This is a genomic window from Streptomyces sp. NP-1717 (assembly GCF_022695985.1).
Lineage (GTDB): Bacteria > Actinomycetota > Actinomycetes > Streptomycetales > Streptomycetaceae > Streptomyces.
The window spans coordinates 17,017-34,448 of record NZ_JAAPBF010000060.1 but is presented as its reverse complement, the minus strand read 5'-3'; the positions used below and the strand labels follow the sequence as shown (position 1 = coordinate 34,448).

Here is a 17,432-nt window from a genome sequence, read left to right as displayed (position 1 = left end):
GCTTGAAAGGTCCGCCTGGGCGGGCTTGGGGGCGCGTGTGGGCGGGCTTGGGTGTGGCGGTCTTGACGGGGCCAGCCCGTCCGGCTGCCGGTTTGTCCTCAATCGCCGGACGGGCTTGAAACGCCCGCTCGGGCGGGTTTGGAAGGGTCGCCCGGACGGGCTTGAGGGGCTCGCCGGGCTGGTTTGAGAAGCCCCGCACGGGCCTCGGGACTACCGCCGAGGCCGGCCACCCAGCCCCTCCGGGGTTTGAGGACAAGGCGCGCCAATCAAGCCCGTCCGGCGTTTGAGGACACCCTGCGACCGGCGGTCGGGGGCCATCCGGCCCGGGCACGATCAGCCTGTCCGGGGTTTGAGGACAAGGCGCGCCAATCAAGCCCGTCCGGCGTTTGAGGACACACCCGCGACCGGCGGTCAGGGTCCATCCGGCCCGGGCGCAATCAGCCCGTCCGGCGATTGAGGACGAGGCCGTCCCGCAGGGTATCCGCTGCGGGCACCCCTCCAGCCCGTCCGGCGATTGAGGACGAACCGGCCCAGCCAGCCGGAGGCCACCGTGCGTGTCAGACTGCGCGCATGCGACGCCTGTACCCCGTGCCGTCCGAACCGACGGCAGACCACGAGTGGGCCCTCGACGCCCTCGCCGACGCGTACGCGTACCCCGAGCCCCGCGAAGACCGCTCCTGGCTGCGCGCCAACATGGTCTCCACGCTCGACGGCGCCGCCCACCACGACGGCCGTTCGCAGGCCATCTCCTCCGCCGCCGACATGCGGATCTTCGGCACCCTGCGCGCCCTCGCCGACGTCGTCCTCGTCGGCGCTGAAACGGTTCGTCTGGAGGGCTACCGGCCCGCCCGCGCCCGTGACGCCTTCGCCGAGCGCCGCGCCGCCGCCGGGCAGGCGCCCGCGCCCGTGATCGCCGTCGTCTCCGCGAGCCTGAACCTGGACTTCTCGCTTCCGCTTTTCGTCTCGCCCCTCGTCCAGACCCTGGTCCTGACCGGCGCCGCCGCGTCCCCCGACCGCATCCGCGCCGCGGAGAAGGCGGGCGCGCGGGTACTCGTCGCCGGGGACGGACCGGGCGTCGATCCGCCCCGCGCGGTCGCGGCGCTGGCCGAGCTTGGCCTGAAGCGCCAGCTCACCGAGGGCGGCCCCCGGCTGCTCGGCCAGTTCGTGGCGGCCGACGTCCTGGACGAACTCTGTCTGACGGTCTCCCCCCTCCTCGCGGTCGGCAGCGCGCAGCGCATCACGGGCGGACCGGACCTCGCGGACCCCGAGCGCTTCGCCCTGGCGGCCGTACTGGAAGAGGACGGGTTCCTTTTCACCCGATACCGTCGGAACTGACATTGGGCGGAATTTCTCGTTCCGGTTAGCTTCCGCTGGGCACACTTACTCAGGCAGACCCCGTGCGGACACGGGGAAGGATGGTTTCCGCAGCGGGCCTCACCGGCCCCTGAACGATGAAGGGCGCCTGCCGTGTTCACAAGCGTATTGATGATCGAGAAGCCCTTGTCGTCCGTCGACGTCGACTTCGTGACCACGCTCCACGGCGAGGAGAACGTCACCTTCATCGTGCTCATGCAGCCCCGTGGCGACCAGGCGGACGCCCTGCTGCGCGCCATCGACGATGTCGCGTTCGGCGAGCTGCGCGAGGCCGGCCGCGAGAGCGAGGAGCCCGAGGGCGCCGCCGCCCGCGGCCCCGCCGAGCTGGCCCTCGCCCACTCCCTGGCCGCGCTGAAGGCGGCGGGCCGGGAAGCCAGCGGCCTGGTGGTCGAGAACCACCCCCTGGACCACCTCACGTCCGTCGTCGAGCAGTCGGCCGCCGACGAGGTGATCGTCCTCACCGAACCGCACTACGTGGAAGAGTTCTTCCACCGGGACTGGGCCTCGCGCGCCCGCCACAAGGTCGGCGTCCCCGTGCTCAAGCTCTTCGCGCACGGCCCGGAGGACGACGGCGCCGAAGGGCGGGCCGCGGGGGCGGGTGGAGCCGGCCGGAGCGAATAGGCTGGGGGATCGCCGACGGCGTGCGTACGGCCGACGGCCCCGCACCGACCGCACCGACCGCACCACCCTGGGAGAACACGTATGGCACCCGGTATCCCCACCGCCATGGAACGGCCGCACTTCATCGGCATCGGCGGCGCCGGAATGTCTGGTATCGCCAAGATCCTCACCCAGCGGGGCGCCAAGGTCGCGGGCAGTGACGCCAAGGAGTCCGGCACCGCCGAGGCCCTGCGTGCCCTCGGCGCCACGGTCCACATCGGCCACGCGGCGGAGCACCTCGCGGACGACGCCTCGTGCGTGGTCGTCTCCAGCGCGATCCGGGCCGACAACCCGGAGCTGGTACGGGCCGCCGAGCTGTCCGTGCCGGTCGTCCACCGCTCCGACGCGCTCGCCGCGCTGATGGGCGGCGGCCTGCGGTCCATCGCCGTCGCCGGTACGCACGGCAAGACGACGACGACCTCCATGCTGGCCGTCGCCCTCACGGAGCTGGGCCTCGACCCGTCGTACGCCATCGGCGGCGACCTGGACGGGCCCGGCACCAACGCCCGCCACGGCGACGGCGAGATCTTCGTCGCCGAGGCGGATGAAAGCGACCGGAGCTTCCAGAAGTACGACCCCGAGGTCGCGATCGTCCTCAACGTCGAACTGGACCACCACGCCAACTACGCCTCCATGGACGAGATCTACGAGTCCTTCGAGACGTTCGTCGGCAAGATCGTCCCCGGCGGCACGCTGGTGATCGCCGCCGACCAGCCCGGCGCGGTCGAGCTGACCGCGAAGGTCCGTGACCTGTCGACGGTCAAGGTCGTGACGTACGGCGAGGCGGCGGACGCCGACGTACGGGTCCACAAGGTCACCGCACGCGGTCTGACCAGCGAGGTCACGGTCGTCCTCGGTGGCCGCTTCCTCACCTTCACGGTCTCCGTCCCCGGCCGCCACTACGCCCACAACGCGGTCGCCGCCCTCGCGGCGGGCGTCGCGCTCGGCATCCCGGCGCACAATCTCGCCTCCGCGCTCGGCAAGTACACCGGCGTCAAGCGCCGCCTCCAGCTCAAGGGCGAGGCGAACGGTGTGCAGGTCATCGACTCGTACGCGCACCACCCCACCGAGATGGCCGCCGACCTGGAGGCGATGCGCGCCGCCGCCGCTCCCGGCTCCCGGCTCCTCGTCGTCTTCCAGCCGCACCTCTTCTCGCGCACGCAGGAGCTGGGTACGGAGATGGGCCAGGCCCTCGCCCTGGCCGACGCCTCGGTGGTGCTGGACATCTATCCGGCCCGCGAGGACCCGATCCCCGGTATCACCAGCGCGCTGATCATCGAGGCGGCGGAGCGCGCGGGCGCGGACGTGCACGCCGTGCACGACAAGGGCGCGGTGCCCGAGGCCGTGGCGGGAATGGCGAAGCCCGGTGATCTCGTTCTCACCATGGGGGCCGGTGATGTGACGGACCTCGGTCCGGAGATCCTGGCCCGGCTGACCCCTTAGAGAGGAAGTCATGGCGTACGACATCGACAAGCCCGACGAGCAGTGGCGCGAGGAGCTGTCCCCGGCCGAGTACCGGGTGCTGCGCCAGGCCGGTACGGAACCCGCCTTCGTCGGTGAGTACACGGACACCAAGACGGCCGGCGTCTACTCCTGTCGCGCGTGCGGCGCGGAGCTGTTCCGCTCGGACACGAAGTTCGAGTCGCACTGCGGCTGGCCGTCCTTCTACGACCCGAAGGACAGCGACGCGGTCGAGCTGATCGAGGACCGCACGATGGGCATGGTCCGCATCGAGGTCCGCTGCTCACGCTGCGGCTCGCACCTGGGCCACGTCTTCGAGGGCGAGGGCTACCCCACCCCGACCGACCAGCGCTACTGCATCAACTCGATCTCACTGCGACTGACCGCCGACGAGAGCTGAGCAGCACGTCACACGGCGGCGGACGGTCCAACGACCGTTCGCCGCCGCTGCGTTCGGGTGCCTCAGGCGCGGGCCGCGTACGTGACGAAGTGCGTCCAGGCGCCGGGGGCGAGGGCCAGTTGGGGGCCGTCGGTGACCTTGGAGTCGCGGATGTGGATGGTGGTGGGGCAGGCGGCGACCTCGACGCAGGCGTCCTCGCGGTCACCGCTGTAGGTCGACTTGTGCCAGGAGAGGGCTACTTCGACGCAGCTGTCGCCGGAGCTTCCGCTGTAGCTGCTCTTGAACCAGGCCAGGTCTGTGGTGCTCATTCCGCTCCTCGCATCTGCCGCAACAGGCTCAGGGAGTCCTCCAGGGACAGAGCCTGTGAACGCATCCTGGCATATCGCATCTGGAGCATGCTGACTACTTTCGGGTCAGCGATGAGCTGGCCACTTTCCTGCCCTTCGCAGTAGGCCAGCCATCGGTTGTCCGGGGTCTCCAGCAGGTGCATCGGGCCGTCCATACCCGCATGATCAGCGCGTACGAGCGGCATGATCTGGACCTCGATGTTCCGCAGTTCTGCCAGGGTGGCGATGTTGTCAATCAGTTCCCGTGTGGCTTCCGGTCCGCCTGTGCCGCGAAGAAACAGGTGTTCTTCCAGGATGAAGCTGTACGAGGTGTTCGGCCTCTCCCGCAGCAGTGCCTGTCGCTCCTGGCGAGCACTCAAGCGGGTCTCGATCTGCTCGTCCGTCAAAGGTGGGAGGCGATTGGCGAACAGCTTCCGCGCGTACGCCTCCGTCTGCAACAAGCCCGGAATCAATCGGCATTCGTACGTGTAGAGGCTCAGCGCCTCCGTCTCCAGCTTCGCCCACTGGCGGAACCACCGCGCCAGCCCCGGCTGCCGCGCGAGATGCCTCGCCGCGCCGCGCAACGCCCCGAAGGCGTCCAGGACCTCCTCCGACCGCTCCACGAACTCCAGGGTCGGGAACCGCCGGCCCTGTTCGACGGAGGCCACCGTCGGCACCGAGTACCGCACCCGAGGTGCGAACTCCTCCTGTGTCAGCCTCGCCCGTTTGCGGAACGCCTTGAGCACCGCGCCGAATGCCTTGAGGCTGTCCGATGTCTCCGGCTCCTCGCCGCCCGTACCACCACCGCTTGTACCGCCCAATCCGTCAGTCATACGGCTGCCTCTCCCGCGCACCTGTCCCTGGCCGGTCACCCACAACTCAACAATGCTCACGCACAGTTACCTGTGCTGTCTACCTTCCGTACCCGTACGCTGACCGCGAGTACGGGTTTGCGACCTGGCCCGATTGCCCCGCTGACCTCGACGTTGATGCCATGAACGCACCCGTCACTCCACAACAACGCGGCACCGTACGTCTGTTCACTCAGCGTTTCAGCGCCACCCCCCTCGGCGCCCGGCTGGCCCGGCAGTTGACGCTCCATCAACTGCACGCCTGGAGCATCCCGTACGGCTCCGAGGTGTCCGAGGCGGCGGCGCTCGTCGTCGCCGAGCTCGCCGCCAACGCGGTGACCCACGGCCGAGTCCCCGGGCGGGACTTCGAGCTGGGGCTCAGGCTCGCGACGGCGCCGGACGTCCTGCGGATCGAGGTGTCCGACACCCGTGGTGAGCGCCGCCCGCCGGGTCCGGGCCATCTGCCGCCCGCCCCGCCGCTCGACGCGCGCACCGGGCGAGGGCTGCTGATCGTGGAGGCCCTGGCGAGCCGGTGGGAGGTGCTGGACCGGGTGCCGGTGGGCAAGACCGTACGCGCGGAACTGGACCTTCCGCACTGAACGGACGTCCGGTCGCCGTGGCCTTGTGCGGGGTTGGAGTGTCCATGACGATGAAGCGCCGGTTCATCGCTTCGGAAGGGATATTCCATGCCCGAGCAGCTCGCTGGAACGCCGCGCAGACCCCGTAGAAGGACCGTACTCACCTCCGCCGCCGTGACCGCCGCGGCCGGCGTCCCCCTGATCGCCTCCGCCGGGCCGGCGGCTGCCGCGCCCAGTGGCAGCGGCCGTGAGAACGGCGGCCGGGCCGCCACCGCGCAGGCCCCCGACCGTGAGTTGCGCAAGCTGCTCAAGGAGATCGACGCGGACCGGATCGAGGCGACCGTACGGCGGCTCGCCGCCTTCGGGACCCGGCACACCCTGTCGGTTCAGGACGACCCCGAGCGCGGGATCGGCGCCGCGCGTGACTGGATCCTGGCCGAGATGAAGAAGTACGCGGCGGTGTCCGGCGGCCGGATGACCGCCGAGCTCCAGTCGTACATCCAGGAGCCCGCCTCGCGGATCCCGGTGGCGACGCGGATCACCAACGTCGTTGCCACGCTGCGTGGTTCGGTCACCCCCGACCGCGTGTACGTCGTCGCCGGGCACTACGACTCGCGCGTCACCGACGTCATGGACGCGACCAGCGACGCGCCCGGCGCCGATGACGACGCGTCAGGTGTGGCACTGGTCATGGAACTTGCGAGGGTGATGGCGAAGCGGCGCCCGGCGGCGACGATCGTGTTCACCGCGGTCGCCGGTGAGGAGCAGGGCCTGTACGGCTCGCGGTACGCCGCAACGCAGTTCAAGACGGCTGGCGTTGACGTCCAGGGCATGTTCACCAACGACATCATCGGCAGCTCACGCGCCGACGACGGCACCCGCGACCCGTACACGGTGCGGCTCTTCGCGGAGGGCGTACCGACGTCCGAGACCCCGGCGCAGGCCAACACCCGCCGCTCGGTGGGCGGCGAGAACGACTCGGCCACCCGGCAGCTCGCCCGCTTTGTGAGCGACGTGGGGGACAACGACGCGACGGGCATGAACGTGCGCGTCGTCTACCGGCGCGACCGCTATCTGCGCGGCGGCGACCACATCCCGTTCCTCGAACAGGGCTACGCGGCGGCCCGGTTCACCGAACCGGCCGAGGACTTCGCGCACCAGCACCAGGACGTACGGGTGGAGGACGGCAAGCAGTACGGCGACCTGCCCGAGTTCTGCGACTTCGACTACATCGCCCGTGTGACGCGCGTGAACGGCGCGGTGCTGTGGACCCTGGCCCAGGCGCCGGGTACGCCGCGCGAGGCGCGGATCGTCACGAGCAACCTCACCAATGACACCGAGCTGAAGTGGGCATTGGGTACGGAGCCGGACCTGGCGGGCTACGAGGTGGTGTGGCGCGAGACGACGGACCCGGAGTGGACCCATGTGATCAAGGTCGGCCTCGCGACCACGCACACGGTGGACCTGTCCAAGGACAACGTCTTCTTCGGCGTCCGGGCGGTCAACCGGGACGGGAAGCGGAGCCCGGTGGCGTTCCCGATGCCGGGGAACTGACCGGCCCACCGACCATCCGGGCGGTGGCCCGCCCGGATGGTCGGTGAGATGTTGCCGCGCCGAACGCCCACGGCGACGCTGAGCGGGACGTCACCCGGTCTCAGCGAGCGTGGGCGCAGACCGCGCCGGTCGTGGTGGGCGGAAGGAGCGAGCGCCATGCGGGTCATGTTGAGAGCGCGGTTCGACACCCAGGTCGCGAACAAGGCGATCAAGAACGGTGCGTTGCAGAAGATCATGCAGTCGATGACGGAACAGCTCAAGCCCGAGGCGACCTACTTCGGTCCCAGCGAGGGCGAGCGCTCCTGCACGTTCGTCTTCGACATGAAGGACAGCTCGCAGCTCGTGGTCATCTCCGAGCCGCTCCTCGAAGAGCTGGGCGCGAAGGTCGAGATCCAGCCCTGCATGAACGGCGACGACCTCCAGAAGGGGCTTGCCGCGGCGCGGTAGCCCTACGGGGTGGTCGGCTGGAGGAGGTCCCAGCGGTTGCCGTACAGGTCCTCGAAGACCGCGACGGAGCCGTAGGGCTCGTGGCGGGGCTCCTCAAGGAAGCGGACGCCGGCGGCGGCCATGCGGGCGTGGTCGCGCGCGAAGTCGTCCGTGTGGAGGAAGAAGCCGACCCGGCCGCCGGTCTGCGCGCCGACGCTCGCGCGCTGGGTGTCGTCGGCGGCGCGGGCCAGCAGGAGTGCGGCCCCGCTGCCGCGCGGGCGGACGACGACCCAGCGGGAGCCGTCGCCGCGGTCGGTGTCCTCGATCAGCTCGAAGCCGAGGGGGCCGGTGTAGAAGGCGAGGGCCTCGTCGTAGTCGCGGACGACGAGGGTGACGAGGGCGATGTGTGGCATGCGTTTACGTTATACGTATGACCAGCTGCCCGGCAAGATGGCTCCGGGCCCGCCCGGTGGCCGTTTCGTCCTCAATCGCCGGACGGGCTGCATTTTGCCGGGCGGGTTGGCTGAGTTCCGCCGCTTCGGTCCTCAATCGCCGGACGGGCTTGGTTTTTGCCCGGTGGGCTGGATTTGTGCGGGAGGAGTGGGGAAGGCGGCCCGACCGGCAGACAAGCCGCGAGACCGGTCCGGAAGAAACCCAGCCCGTCCGGCGATTGAGGACACCCCGCACCGGGGGACCCATTCAGCCCGCCCGGCAAAAATGCAGCCCGTCCGGCGATTGAGGACAGCGGGACCAGGGTGTTTCGAGGTAGCCCGGGGGCGCGTACTCAGCCCGTCCGGCGATTGAGGACAGGCGCCGGGCCGGGGTACCCGGCGGGGACCGGGTGGGACAATGCCGCCCATGGACCCGCGGCAGTTCGACATACTCACCCGCCGTGCCCGGCAGCTCGCCGCCCCCGGTCGACGCCGGATCCTCGGCATCGCGGGGGCGCCCGGCGCGGGGAAGTCCACGCTGGCCGCAGACCTCGTCGCGGCGCTCGGGGAAAGCGCCGTACTCGTCCCCATGGACGGCTTCCACCTCGCCCAGGCCGAGCTGCACCGACTCGGCCGCGCCGACCGCAAGGGCGCGCCCGACACCTTCGACGCCGCCGGGTACTCCGCGCTGCTCGCCCGGCTGCGGGCGCCCGCGCCGGGGGTCGTCGTCTACGCGCCCGCGTTCGACCGGGCGCTGGAGGAGGCCGTCGCGGGCAGCATCGCCGTCGCGCCGGACGTCCCGCTCGTCATCACCGAGGGCAACTACCTCCTGCACGACGACGGCGACTGGGCCCAGGTCCGCACGTTCGTCGACGACGCGTGGTTCCTGGAGCTGGATCCCGTGGTGCGCGTACGGCGGCTGGTCGACCGCCATGTGCGGTTCGGCAAGGAGCGGACCTTCGCCGAGCGCTGGGTCAGGGACTCCGACGAGGCCAACGCGCGACTGGTGGCGCGCGGCCGGCACCGCGCGGACCTGGTGGTTCCCGTCACCGCCGGATCCGGCTGACCGGCGTCGTACGCCCCCGACCCGACACGGGCCGCCGTCCAGGGCCTACCATCGATCGTTCGACGGGGATGGAAGGATCACCAGGGGCAGCGGGGACCGGCGCGAGACGCCGGGTGCGATCAGGGGAGGCGGACGACGTGGGGCTGTTCAGACGTGGGCCGAGACGCGACGGGCGCGAGATGCCACGCGATCCCGAGTTCTCCTTCTTCTCGACCGGTGAGGCCGCCCTCTTCCGCAGCCAGGTCCGTGAGGCGTTCGCCGAGCGTGGCCTGGAAGTCACCGTCTACTCGGACCTGGTGACCGACAGCGCAGGCCGCCAGTTCGGGCTCGCCAACCTCGCCGCCGTCTGCCACAACGACGACCGGGGCGCCCGCGTCTGGGGCGAACTCGTCCGCCAGCACGCCGGGATGGTGCTGCGGACCATGGACGGTCCCTCCGCCCTCGAAACCCTGTCGCCCGCGCAGATCCGCGCCCAGCTCTACCCACGGGTGATCAGCCGCGACGGTCTCGACGCGCAGTCCTTCGCCTACGCGCGCTCCGTCGCCCCCGGACTGTACGAGGTCCTCGCCCTCGACCTCCCGGAGAGCGTCATGATGCTCACCGACGAGGCGCTGGAACCGCTCGGCCCGCTGCCCGAGCTGCGGGCGCAGGCGCTCGACAATCTGCGTCAACTGCCCGTCGAGGGACGGGAGACCGTCAAGGACGCGGAGGGGATGCGGTTCGAGGTCGTCATGGGCGACTCGTTCTACACCGCGAGCCGCGTCCTGGCGCTCGACAGCCTCGTACAGCAGGTCACGGGGCGCCGGCTCGGCACGGACGGCGCGCTGGTGGCGTTCCCGTTCCGCCACCAGGTCGCGTTCCACGTCATACGCGACGCCACCGTCATCCCGTCGCTGAACGCGATGGCCTCGTTCGCGGCGTCCGGCTTCGAGGACACGCCGGGCGCGATCAGCCCGTACGTCTACTGGTGGCGCGACGGCAAGCTGACCCAGCTCAGCGACAAGGACGAGGGGAACGTCGAGGCGGGCGGGCTGCGCATCGTGGTCGGTGAGGACTTCCAGGAGCTGCTGGAACGGCTGGTGGCACCGTCACGACCGGACGACGACTGACCGTCCGCGTGGTTCGGCGGCCGGGAAAAGACAGAGGCGAGGAGATCTCTCTCCTCGCCACTCTCAACGTATAGCGCACTGGGGGGCTTGCGGCAAGACCCGGGTGGTGGCGCAAAATCGGCGGCCGAAGCCACAACCTGCGGAAATGCTGGGGGAACGATGACCGGGCGGTACGTACTTGATCTTCAAGAGGTGGACGGGACACAGGTCACGGTCGTCGGCGGCAAGGGCGCGCACCTGGGCGTGCTGTCGCGGATCGAGGGCATCGATGTGCCGGGCGGCTTCTGTGTGACGACGGACGCGTTCCGGCGGGTCATGGCGGAAGCACCGGCGATCGGTGACCGGCTCGACGAGCTGTCGCGCCTGGACCCGGACGACCGGGAGGGGATCCGTACGCTCAGCGCGCTGATCCGCCGGACCATCGAGTCCGTCGCCGTCCCGGTCGATCTCGCGGCGGCGATCACCGGCTCGCTCGCCCGGCTCGGTGAACGGGCCGCCTGCGCCGTCCGGTCCAGCGCCACGGCGGAGGACCTGCCGACGGCCTCCTTCGCCGGCCAGCAGGACACCTACCTGAACGTCATGGGGCCGGAGGAGGTCCTCCGGCACATCAGCCGGTGCTGGGCCTCGCTGTTCACCGAGCGGGCCGTGACCTACCGCCGCCGCAACGGGATCGATCACCGTACGGTCCACATGGCCGTGGTCGTGCAGCGGATGGTCTTTCCGCAGGCGGCCGGCATCCTGTTCACCGCCGACCCCGTCACCGGCAACCGGAAGGTCGCCACCGTGGACTCGGGCTTCGGCCTCGGCGAGGCGCTGGTCTCCGGTCTGGTGAACCCGGACGTCCACACGGTGCGGGACGGCGAGATCGTCGGCAGGACGATCGCCGCCAAACAGCGTGCCGTGCAGGCCCTGCCCGACGGCGGTACGCGGGAAGTGGCGATCGACCCGGGGCAGCAGAAGACACCCGCGCTGACGGACGCTCAGGTCGTGCGGCTCGTGGAGCTCGGGCGGCGGATCGAGGCGCACTTCGGCTGCCCGCAGGACATCGAGTGGTGTCTGGCCGACGACGGCTTCCGGATCGTGCAGAGCCGGCCGATCACGACGCTGTTCCCCCTTCCCGAAGTCGGTGACCAGGACAATCACGTCTACCTCTCCGTAGGCCATCAGCAGATGATGACCGACCCGATGAAGCCCCTGGGGCTCTCCGTCTGGCGGCTGACGGCCATGGCGCCGATGCTGGAGGCCGGCGGGAGGCTGTTCGTCGACGCCACCCGGCGCCTGGCCTCGCCCGCGAGCCGGGCGGGCTTCCTGGACGTCGTGGGGAGAGGCGATCCGCTGATCAGGGACGCGCTGGAGACCGTCCTCGACCGCGACGGGTTCGTCCCGACGCTCCCGGAGCCGCGCCCGGGTCCGGGCGGACCGCCTTCCGGTGCGGCCGGTGCGCCCGCCCCGATCGAGACCGATCCGGCCGTCGTCACCGAGCTGATCGAGCGCAGTCAGGCGTCCGTCGCCGCCCTGAGGCGCGACATCCGGACGAAGACCGGACCGGCGCTGTTCGACTTCCTGTTGGAGACCTTCGAGGAGCACAAACGAGTACTCGGCGATCCGCTGAGCCTTCAGGTGATCATGGCGGGCATGGAGGCCACCTGGTGGCTCAACGACAAGCTGGGGGAGTGGCTAGGCGAGAAGAACGCCGCCGACACGCTCACCCTGTCCGCCCCCGGCAACATCACCTCGGAGATGGGCCTGGCGCTGCTCGACGTCGCGGACGTGATCCGCTCGCGGCCGGAGGTCGTGGAGTTCCTGCGGGGCGTGGAGGACGAGGGATTCCTGGTCGAGCTGGCGAAGCTGCCGGGCGGGACGGGAGCGCGCGACGCCATCGAGTCCTACCTCGACCGGTACGGCATGCGCTGCGCCGGCGAGATCGACATCACCAGGCCGCGCTGGAGCGAACGCCCCACCACGCTCGTGCCCGTGATCCTCGACAACGTCAGGAACTTCGGGCCGGGCGCGGCCCAGCGGCGCTTCGAGGAGGGCCGCCGAAAGGCGCGGCAGAAGGAACAGGACGTGCTGTCACGCCTGCGGGCCCTGCCGGACGGGGACCGGAAGGCCGATGAGACCAAGCGGATGATCGACCGGGTCCGCACCTTCATCGGGTACCGGGAGTACCCGAAGTACGGAATCATCAGCCGCTACTTCGTCTACAAGCAGGCGCTGCTGGCGGAGGCCGAGCGCCTCGTGCGGGCAGGTGTGGTCGCCGAGAAGGAGGACGTCTTCCACCTCACCTTCCAGGAGTTCCACGACGTCGTGCGCTCGAACAAGGTGGACGACGGGCTCGTCCGGCGGCGCAAGGACGCGTTCCGCTCGTATCACGCGCTCACACCGCCCCGGGTCCTCACCTCGGAGGGCGAGGCAGTCACCGGCGCGTACCGGCGCGACGACGTGCCGGCCGGTGCCCTGACCGGCCTGCCGGTCTCCGCCGGGACGGTCGAGGGCAGGGCCCGCGTCGTCCTCGACATGGCGGAGGCCGACCTCGAACCCGGCGACATCCTCGTCACGGCGTACACGGACCCCAGTTGGTCACCGCTGTTCGTCGCGATCGCGGGCCTGGTGACGGAGGTGGGCGGCCTGATGACGCACGGCGCGGTGATCGCCCGTGAGTACGGTCTGCCGGCGGTCGTGGGCGTGGAGCGGGCCACCCGGCTGATCCGGGACGGACAGCGGATCCGTGTCCACGGGACCGACGGGTACGTCGAGATCCTGTCCTGACGGCTGCTCTCCACCCGGGGAGCGGCGTTGTCCGCCCGCGGGGCGGGGCTCGCGTCGGCCGGTTGCGGTGAATCGCGAGGCGGAGGATCGTCCTCGGACCGGACGGACTCGGCCGACTGCGCCTGCGACTGCGACAACGCGGCGAGGTGCCGTGCGGAGCAGGCCGGGTGCGGCAGTACGGGCATGCCGCAGGCCGCGTCCGACAGACCCCGCCCGGCGCGTGGCGTCCGGCACGTACCGGACGCCACGCGACCGCGCGGGCCGGTACCGGCACTCGCTGGCGCCGGGGCAGCTTGGCCTGTCGGTGATCACCGGCCATGTCACGGTCGGCGCCTACGGCGACGGGTTGTTCCGGCGGCTCTCGCGGCTGCGCCGGAGCGACCGGATCGCCACTTGTCGGTCGCGGACGCGCGTGAGCACCATGACGGCGCGCCGTACCGGTCGGCGCGGCGGTCGTCGTCGTACTTCCGGGGCCGGCGTCAGACGAAGCGCGACAGCACGTTGTACGGATACGGCAGCGGCCGTGCGCTCGCCTCGTCCAGGCGCGCCGTCTGATCCTCCGTCAACTCCCAGCCCACCGCGCCCAGATTGTCCGTCAGCTGGTCGTGCGTGCGCGCGCCGATGATCGGGGCCGTGACCCCCGGCCGGTCCAGCAGCCAGCGCAGCGCCACCTGCGAGGGCGTGTGCTCCGTCTCGTCCGCGATCGCCTGCACGGTCTCCACGACCCGCCAGGTCTCGTCGTTGTCCCGGCCACGCCAGCTCTCGCCGTCACCGTGCGACTCGCGGCTGCCGGGCGGGACCGACGTCATGCCGCGCGTGTACTTGCCGGTCAGCCAGCCGCCCTGGAGAGGGCTGTACGGGATGACACCGACGCCCGCCGCCTCGCTCTGCGGCAGCAGCTCCCACTCCACCTCGCGCGCCAGGAGGTTGTAGATCGGCTGGAGGCAGACGTACGGTGCCCAGCCCCGCCGGTCGGCCACGTCCAGCGCCCGCTGGAGCTGGCCGGGCGAGACGTTGCTCGCGCCGAGATAGCGGACCTTGCCCGCCTTCACGAGGGTGTCGAGCGTGCCGAGGGTCTCCTCGATCGGGGTCCTGAAGTCCCAGACGTGCGTCTGGTACAGGTCGATGTAGTCGGTGCCGAGCCGCCGCAGGCTCGCCTCCACCGACGCGATGATGTGCTTGCGGCTCAGGCCCGCGTCGTTGGGGCCCTCGCCCATCGGGAGGGCCACCTTCGTCGCGACGACGAGTCCGTCGCGGTCGCGTCCCTTCAGCCAGCCGCCGAGAATCTCCTCCGAGACGCCCTGGCCGTACGCGTCCGCCGTGTCGAGGAAGGTGCCGCCGGCCTCCGTGAAGGTGTCGAGGATGCGGTGCGCGCCCGCCTCGTCGCCCTTCACGAAGGTCATCGTGCCGAGACACAGTTCGCTGACACGGAGTCCTGTCCTGCCGAGAGTTCGCTGCTTCATGGCGTAGACGCTAGACGTTCGAGCGCACACCAGGGCAGATGATTTTCCTCGCGGCAGAATCCCTTTCCGGCTCCGGGCGTTCAGCCTCCCCCGTTCAGCCGCCGGACAGCACCGCGCACGACTCCGGCGGCAGCCGCAGCACCCCGTCGGGGCCGGGCGGCTCCACGGGCTCCCAGGCCACCAGCACCTGGCCGCTCCGGCCGCCCAGGGGGATCTCGGCGGGCCGCTCGGACAGGTTCAGGGCGACCCGCAGATCACCGCGCCGGTACGCGAGCCAGCGCGCGCCCTCGTCGTACGCCACCTTCACCGTCGCGAGGTCCGGGTCGGACAGGTCCGGGTGGCTGTGGCGCAGGGCGATCAGGTCGCGGTGCCAGGTCAGCAGCCGGGCGTGCGGCTCGCGGGCCGGCTCCGTCCGGTCCAGGCACGAGCGGTCGCGCGTCGCCGGGTCCTGCGGGTCGGGGATGGACTCGGCCGCCCAGCCGTGCGCCGCGAACTCCCGCCGCCTGCCGTTGCGTACGGCCTCCGCCAGCTCCGGGTCCTGGTGGTCGGTGAAGAACTGCCACGGTGTACGGGCGCCCCACTCCTCGCCCATGAAGAGCATCGGCGTGAACGGGCCGGTCAGCACGAGCGCGGCGGCGCACGCCAGCAGACCGGGGGAGAGGGTCGCCGACAGCCGGTCGCCGAGCGCGCGGTTGCCGATCTGGTCGTGGGTCTGCGCGTAACCGAGGAAGCGGTGGGCGGAGGTCCTGGCGGGGTCGACGGGGCGGCCGTGCGTCCGGCCCCGGAAACTCGAATACGTACCGTCGTGGAAGAAGGCACGGGTCAGGGTCTTGGCCACCGCGGCGATCGGCTCGGCCGCGAAGTCGGCGTAGTAGCCCTGCGATTCGCCGGTGAGCGCGGCGTGCAGCGCGTGGTGGAAGTCGTCGTTCCACTGGGCGTGCAGTCCGAGACCGCCCTTCGGGCGCGGCGCGGTCGTCCGGGGATCGCCCAGATCGGACTCGGCGATCAGGAACAGCGGCCTGGCCAGCTCGGCGGAGAGCGCGTCGACGGCGGCCGACAGCTCTTCGAGGAAGGTCAGCGCGCGTGTGTCGGCCAGGGCGTGCACCGCGTCGAGCCGCAGCCCGTCGAGACGGTAGTCACGCAGCCAGGCGAGGGCGCTCTGAAGCAGATACGCGCGGACCTCGTCCGACCCGGGGGCGTCGAGGTTGACGGCGGAGCCCCAGGGCGTGTGGTGCGTGTCGGTGAAGTACGGGCCGAACACGGGCAGGTAGTTGCCTGACGGGCCCAGGTGGTTGTGCACGACGTCGAGCACGACGCCCAGGCCGAGACCGTGGGCGGTGTCGACGAAGCGCTTCAGCGCCTCGGGTCCGCCGTAGGGCTCGTGGACCGCCCACAACGACACACCCTCGTACCCCCAACCGTGGGTCCCCGGGAAGGGGCACACCGGCATCAGCTCGACGTGTGTGATGCCCAGCGCGGCCAGCGGGGCGAGATGGGCCGCTGCGGCGTCGAGGGTGCCCTCGTCGGTGAACGTGCCGATGTGGAGCTCGTAGAGGACCGCGCCCGGCAGCGGACGGCCGCGCCAGGGATCGGCCCACTCGTACGCGCGCTGGTCGACGACCGCGCTGAGGCCGTCCGGTCCGTCCGGCTGGCGGCGCGAACGGGGATCGGGCAGCACGGGGCCGCCGTCCAGCGAGAAGCCGTAGCGGTCGCCGTCGGACGCGGGTACGTCGGCGGTCCACCAGCCCTCGCGGAGCGGATCGCGGGCCATGGTGTGGTCGGCGGCGTCTCCCAGACGGAGCGTCACCCGGTCCTGCGCTTTCGGTGCCCAGACCTCGAACTGCACGAATGCTCCCCCTCGATCGCCTCTGCCGTCGGCACTCTTGTCACCATATGGTGACAAGAGTGCAGGCCGGAGGCCCGGCGATCGCGTCGATTCGCCGGAGACGACCGGAACCGGTCAGACCAGATGGATCCGCTCCTGGACCACCGGGTAGCCCGCGCGCGTGAAATGCGCGGCCATCGGGAAGTTCCCCCGGTCCGTGGCGCCCGCGATGAACGCCGCCCCGTTCTCCGCCAGCACGTTCGTGCACTCGACCAGCAGGTCGTACGCGTACCCGTGGCCGCGCTGCTCCGGTACGACCCCGATGAACCCGACGCACGGCCCGGACGGGTTGTGCGCGGGTACGTGGATGCCGACGAGGCGGCCGTCCGGGTCGTACGCCAACTGCCACCACTCGCGCGGCGACGGGCACCAGCGGAAGAAGTCCAGCTCCTCCTGGGCGGCCCGGTCCAGACCCTCCTCGTCGGTCGTGCGCGACGCGTGCGCGTCGAGCGTCGCCGAGTGGACGCGGCGCAGCACGTCGAAGATCACGTCGTCGTCGGGCTCGGGGCGGAACTCCAGGCGGCCCGGCCGCCCGGGCAGCCCCAGATCGGGCGTCCACCGGTACTGGAAGCGCTCCACCAGCGGTTTCATGCCGGCCGCCCGTGCGGCGTCCGTCCGGGACTCGACGGCCGCGCGGAGCGCCGGGTCGTCGCGCCAGCCGGCGGGCGCGATCAGTTCGTACTCGACGTTCCAGGGCGCGCGGCGCAGCAGTTCGGCGCCGGCGTCGTCCTCGCCGGCCGCGACGTCGAACCAGTTCAGGAGCAGCGGCTCGCGGTCGTCGGGCCCGCCCCACCAGGCGGCGCGGGCCACGACGACGCCGTCGCGCAGCGCCACCCAGCTCCACTCGGTGCGGTAGTCGCCGCCCTCGGCGACGGTGCGGTACTCGACCCCGGCGATCGCGCGGCCGACGAGCCCCGCGTCGGGCATCGAACGGAAGAGGGGTGCCTCGGAGTCGGTGAGCTGACGGAAGACCGGTTCGGTCATGTAAGTGGGCCTCCAGGAAGGGGCGCTCACCGTAAACGACCAGCCCGGGGGCGGTCGAACCAATTTCGTCACCGTCCCGTGACCCTTCTGGACAC

General features: G+C 71.1%; 16 protein-coding genes. 10 read left to right on the top strand and 6 right to left on the bottom strand.

The window, feature by feature from the left end; translation table 11 throughout:
• Window positions 1-570: 570 nt before the first annotated feature.
• From GXP76_RS15440 to msrB, 4 genes are all read left to right on the top strand, one after another.
• A complete protein-coding gene (locus GXP76_RS15440) occupies window positions 571-1,335 on the top strand; it encodes a pyrimidine reductase family protein (RefSeq protein ID WP_242572083.1) in 765 nt (254 codons plus the stop codon).
• Between the two features lie 132 nt (window positions 1,336-1,467).
• Window positions 1,468-1,995, top strand: coding sequence for an indole-3-glycerol phosphate synthase (locus tag GXP76_RS15435; RefSeq protein ID WP_242572082.1), 528 nt, complete (start codon window positions 1,468-1,470; stop codon window positions 1,993-1,995).
• 81 nt (window positions 1,996-2,076) lie between these two features.
• The gene (gene murC / locus GXP76_RS15430; protein WP_242572081.1) at window positions 2,077-3,477 is read left to right on the top strand and encodes a UDP-N-acetylmuramate--L-alanine ligase; all 1,401 of its coding nucleotides are present in this window, start codon (window positions 2,077-2,079) and stop codon (window positions 3,475-3,477) included.
• 10 nt (window positions 3,478-3,487) lie between these two features.
• Window positions 3,488-3,895 carry a peptide-methionine (R)-S-oxide reductase MsrB gene (gene msrB, locus GXP76_RS15425; protein ID WP_242572080.1) on the top strand — a complete coding sequence of 136 codons (408 nt, stop codon included), beginning with the start codon at window positions 3,488-3,490 and terminating at the stop codon, window positions 3,893-3,895.
• A gap of 62 nt (window positions 3,896-3,957) precedes the next feature.
• On the opposite strand, the gene GXP76_RS15420 is transcribed toward msrB, so the two are convergent.
• Window positions 3,958-4,203 (bottom strand): DUF397 domain-containing protein, encoded by a 246-nt coding sequence (locus GXP76_RS15420; RefSeq protein WP_242572079.1) that lies wholly within the window; start codon window positions 4,201-4,203, stop codon window positions 3,958-3,960.
• Window positions 4,200-5,054: a helix-turn-helix transcriptional regulator gene (locus GXP76_RS15415; protein WP_242572084.1), complete on the bottom strand. Its 855-nt coding sequence runs from the start codon at window positions 5,052-5,054 to the stop codon at window positions 4,200-4,202. Before GXP76_RS15415 ends, GXP76_RS15420 begins: the two co-directional genes overlap by 4 nt.
• Before the next feature lie 161 nt (window positions 5,055-5,215).
• On the opposite strand from GXP76_RS15415, the gene GXP76_RS15410 reads away from it, so the two are divergent.
• From GXP76_RS15410 to GXP76_RS15400, 3 genes are all read left to right on the top strand, one after another.
• Entirely contained in the window at window positions 5,216-5,671 is a 456-nt protein-coding gene (locus tag GXP76_RS15410; protein WP_242572078.1) for an ATP-binding protein, read from the top strand.
• An 87-nt stretch (window positions 5,672-5,758) separates the two neighbouring features.
• Entirely contained in the window at window positions 5,759-7,204 is a 1,446-nt protein-coding gene (locus GXP76_RS15405; RefSeq protein WP_242572077.1) for a M20/M25/M40 family metallo-hydrolase, read from the top strand.
• Window positions 7,205-7,360: 156 nt separating this feature from the next.
• Window positions 7,361-7,651 (top strand): hypothetical protein, encoded by a 291-nt coding sequence (locus tag GXP76_RS15400; protein ID WP_203233501.1) that lies wholly within the window; start codon window positions 7,361-7,363, stop codon window positions 7,649-7,651.
• A gap of 2 nt (window positions 7,652-7,653) precedes the next feature.
• Here GXP76_RS15400 and GXP76_RS15395 read toward each other — a convergent pair whose 3' ends face one another.
• The gene (locus GXP76_RS15395; RefSeq protein ID WP_242572076.1) at window positions 7,654-8,043 is read right to left on the bottom strand and encodes a VOC family protein; all 390 of its coding nucleotides are present in this window, start codon (window positions 8,041-8,043) and stop codon (window positions 7,654-7,656) included.
• 445 nt (window positions 8,044-8,488) lie between these two features.
• Here GXP76_RS15395 and GXP76_RS15390 point away from each other — a divergent pair, with 445 nt between their 5' ends.
• The 3 genes from GXP76_RS15390 (at window position 8,489) to rph (ending at window position 13,005) form a co-directional block, all read left to right on the top strand.
• Window positions 8,489-9,127 (top strand): nucleoside/nucleotide kinase family protein, encoded by a 639-nt coding sequence (locus GXP76_RS15390; protein ID WP_242572075.1) that lies wholly within the window; start codon window positions 8,489-8,491, stop codon window positions 9,125-9,127.
• 137 nt (window positions 9,128-9,264) lie between these two features.
• Entirely contained in the window at window positions 9,265-10,236 is a 972-nt protein-coding gene (locus GXP76_RS15385) for a hypothetical protein (protein WP_242572074.1), read from the top strand.
• A gap of 159 nt (window positions 10,237-10,395) precedes the next feature.
• A complete protein-coding gene (rph, locus tag GXP76_RS15380) occupies window positions 10,396-13,005 on the top strand; it encodes a rifamycin-inactivating phosphotransferase (protein WP_242572073.1) in 2,610 nt (869 codons plus the stop codon).
• Between the two features lie 479 nt (window positions 13,006-13,484).
• Here the strand turns inward: rph and GXP76_RS15370 are convergent, their stop codons facing one another.
• The 3 genes from GXP76_RS15370 to GXP76_RS15360 form a co-directional block, all read right to left on the bottom strand.
• Window positions 13,485-14,468 carry an aldo/keto reductase gene (locus tag GXP76_RS15370; protein ID WP_242572072.1) on the bottom strand — a complete coding sequence of 328 codons (984 nt, stop codon included), beginning with the start codon at window positions 14,466-14,468 and terminating at the stop codon, window positions 13,485-13,487.
• A 94-nt stretch (window positions 14,469-14,562) separates the two neighbouring features.
• Window positions 14,563-16,314 carry a malto-oligosyltrehalose trehalohydrolase gene (gene treZ, locus GXP76_RS15365; RefSeq protein WP_242572071.1) on the bottom strand — a complete coding sequence of 584 codons (1,752 nt, stop codon included), beginning with the start codon at window positions 16,312-16,314 and terminating at the stop codon, window positions 14,563-14,565.
• Window positions 16,315-16,428: 114 nt separating this feature from the next.
• Complete coding sequence (locus GXP76_RS15360) at window positions 16,429-17,337, bottom strand: GNAT family N-acetyltransferase (protein ID WP_242572070.1); 909 nt, start codon at window positions 17,335-17,337, stop codon at window positions 16,429-16,431.
• Window positions 17,338-17,432: the final 95 nt, after the last annotated feature.

What these genes read in the sequence shown, in the direction of transcription:
- GXP76_RS15440 (WP_242572083.1), top strand. Translation starts at nt 571, where the DNA reads ATGCGACGCCTGTACCCCGTGCCGTCCGAACCGACGGCAGACCACGAG.
- murC (WP_242572081.1), top strand. Translation starts at nt 2,077, where the DNA reads ATGGCACCCGGTATCCCCACCGCCATGGAACGGCCGCACTTCATCGGC.
- msrB (WP_242572080.1), top strand. Translation starts at nt 3,488, where the DNA reads ATGGCGTACGACATCGACAAGCCCGACGAGCAGTGGCGCGAGGAGCTG.
- GXP76_RS15420 (WP_242572079.1), bottom strand. Translation starts at nt 4,203, where the DNA reads ATGAGCACCACAGACCTGGCCTGGTTCAAGAGCAGCTACAGCGGAAGC.
- GXP76_RS15415 (WP_242572084.1), bottom strand. Translation starts at nt 5,054, where the DNA reads ATGACTGACGGATTGGGCGGTACAAGCGGTGGTGGTACGGGCGGCGAG.
- GXP76_RS15410 (WP_242572078.1), top strand. Translation starts at nt 5,216, where the DNA reads ATGAACGCACCCGTCACTCCACAACAACGCGGCACCGTACGTCTGTTC.
- GXP76_RS15405 (WP_242572077.1), top strand. Translation starts at nt 5,759, where the DNA reads ATGCCCGAGCAGCTCGCTGGAACGCCGCGCAGACCCCGTAGAAGGACC.
- GXP76_RS15400 (WP_203233501.1), top strand. Translation starts at nt 7,361, where the DNA reads ATGCGGGTCATGTTGAGAGCGCGGTTCGACACCCAGGTCGCGAACAAG.
- GXP76_RS15395 (WP_242572076.1), bottom strand. Translation starts at nt 8,043, where the DNA reads ATGCCACACATCGCCCTCGTCACCCTCGTCGTCCGCGACTACGACGAG.
- GXP76_RS15390 (WP_242572075.1), top strand. Translation starts at nt 8,489, where the DNA reads ATGGACCCGCGGCAGTTCGACATACTCACCCGCCGTGCCCGGCAGCTC.
- rph (WP_242572073.1), top strand. Translation starts at nt 10,396, where the DNA reads ATGACCGGGCGGTACGTACTTGATCTTCAAGAGGTGGACGGGACACAG.
- GXP76_RS15370 (WP_242572072.1), bottom strand. Translation starts at nt 14,468, where the DNA reads ATGAAGCAGCGAACTCTCGGCAGGACAGGACTCCGTGTCAGCGAACTG.
- GXP76_RS15360 (WP_242572070.1), bottom strand. Translation starts at nt 17,337, where the DNA reads ATGACCGAACCGGTCTTCCGTCAGCTCACCGACTCCGAGGCACCCCTC.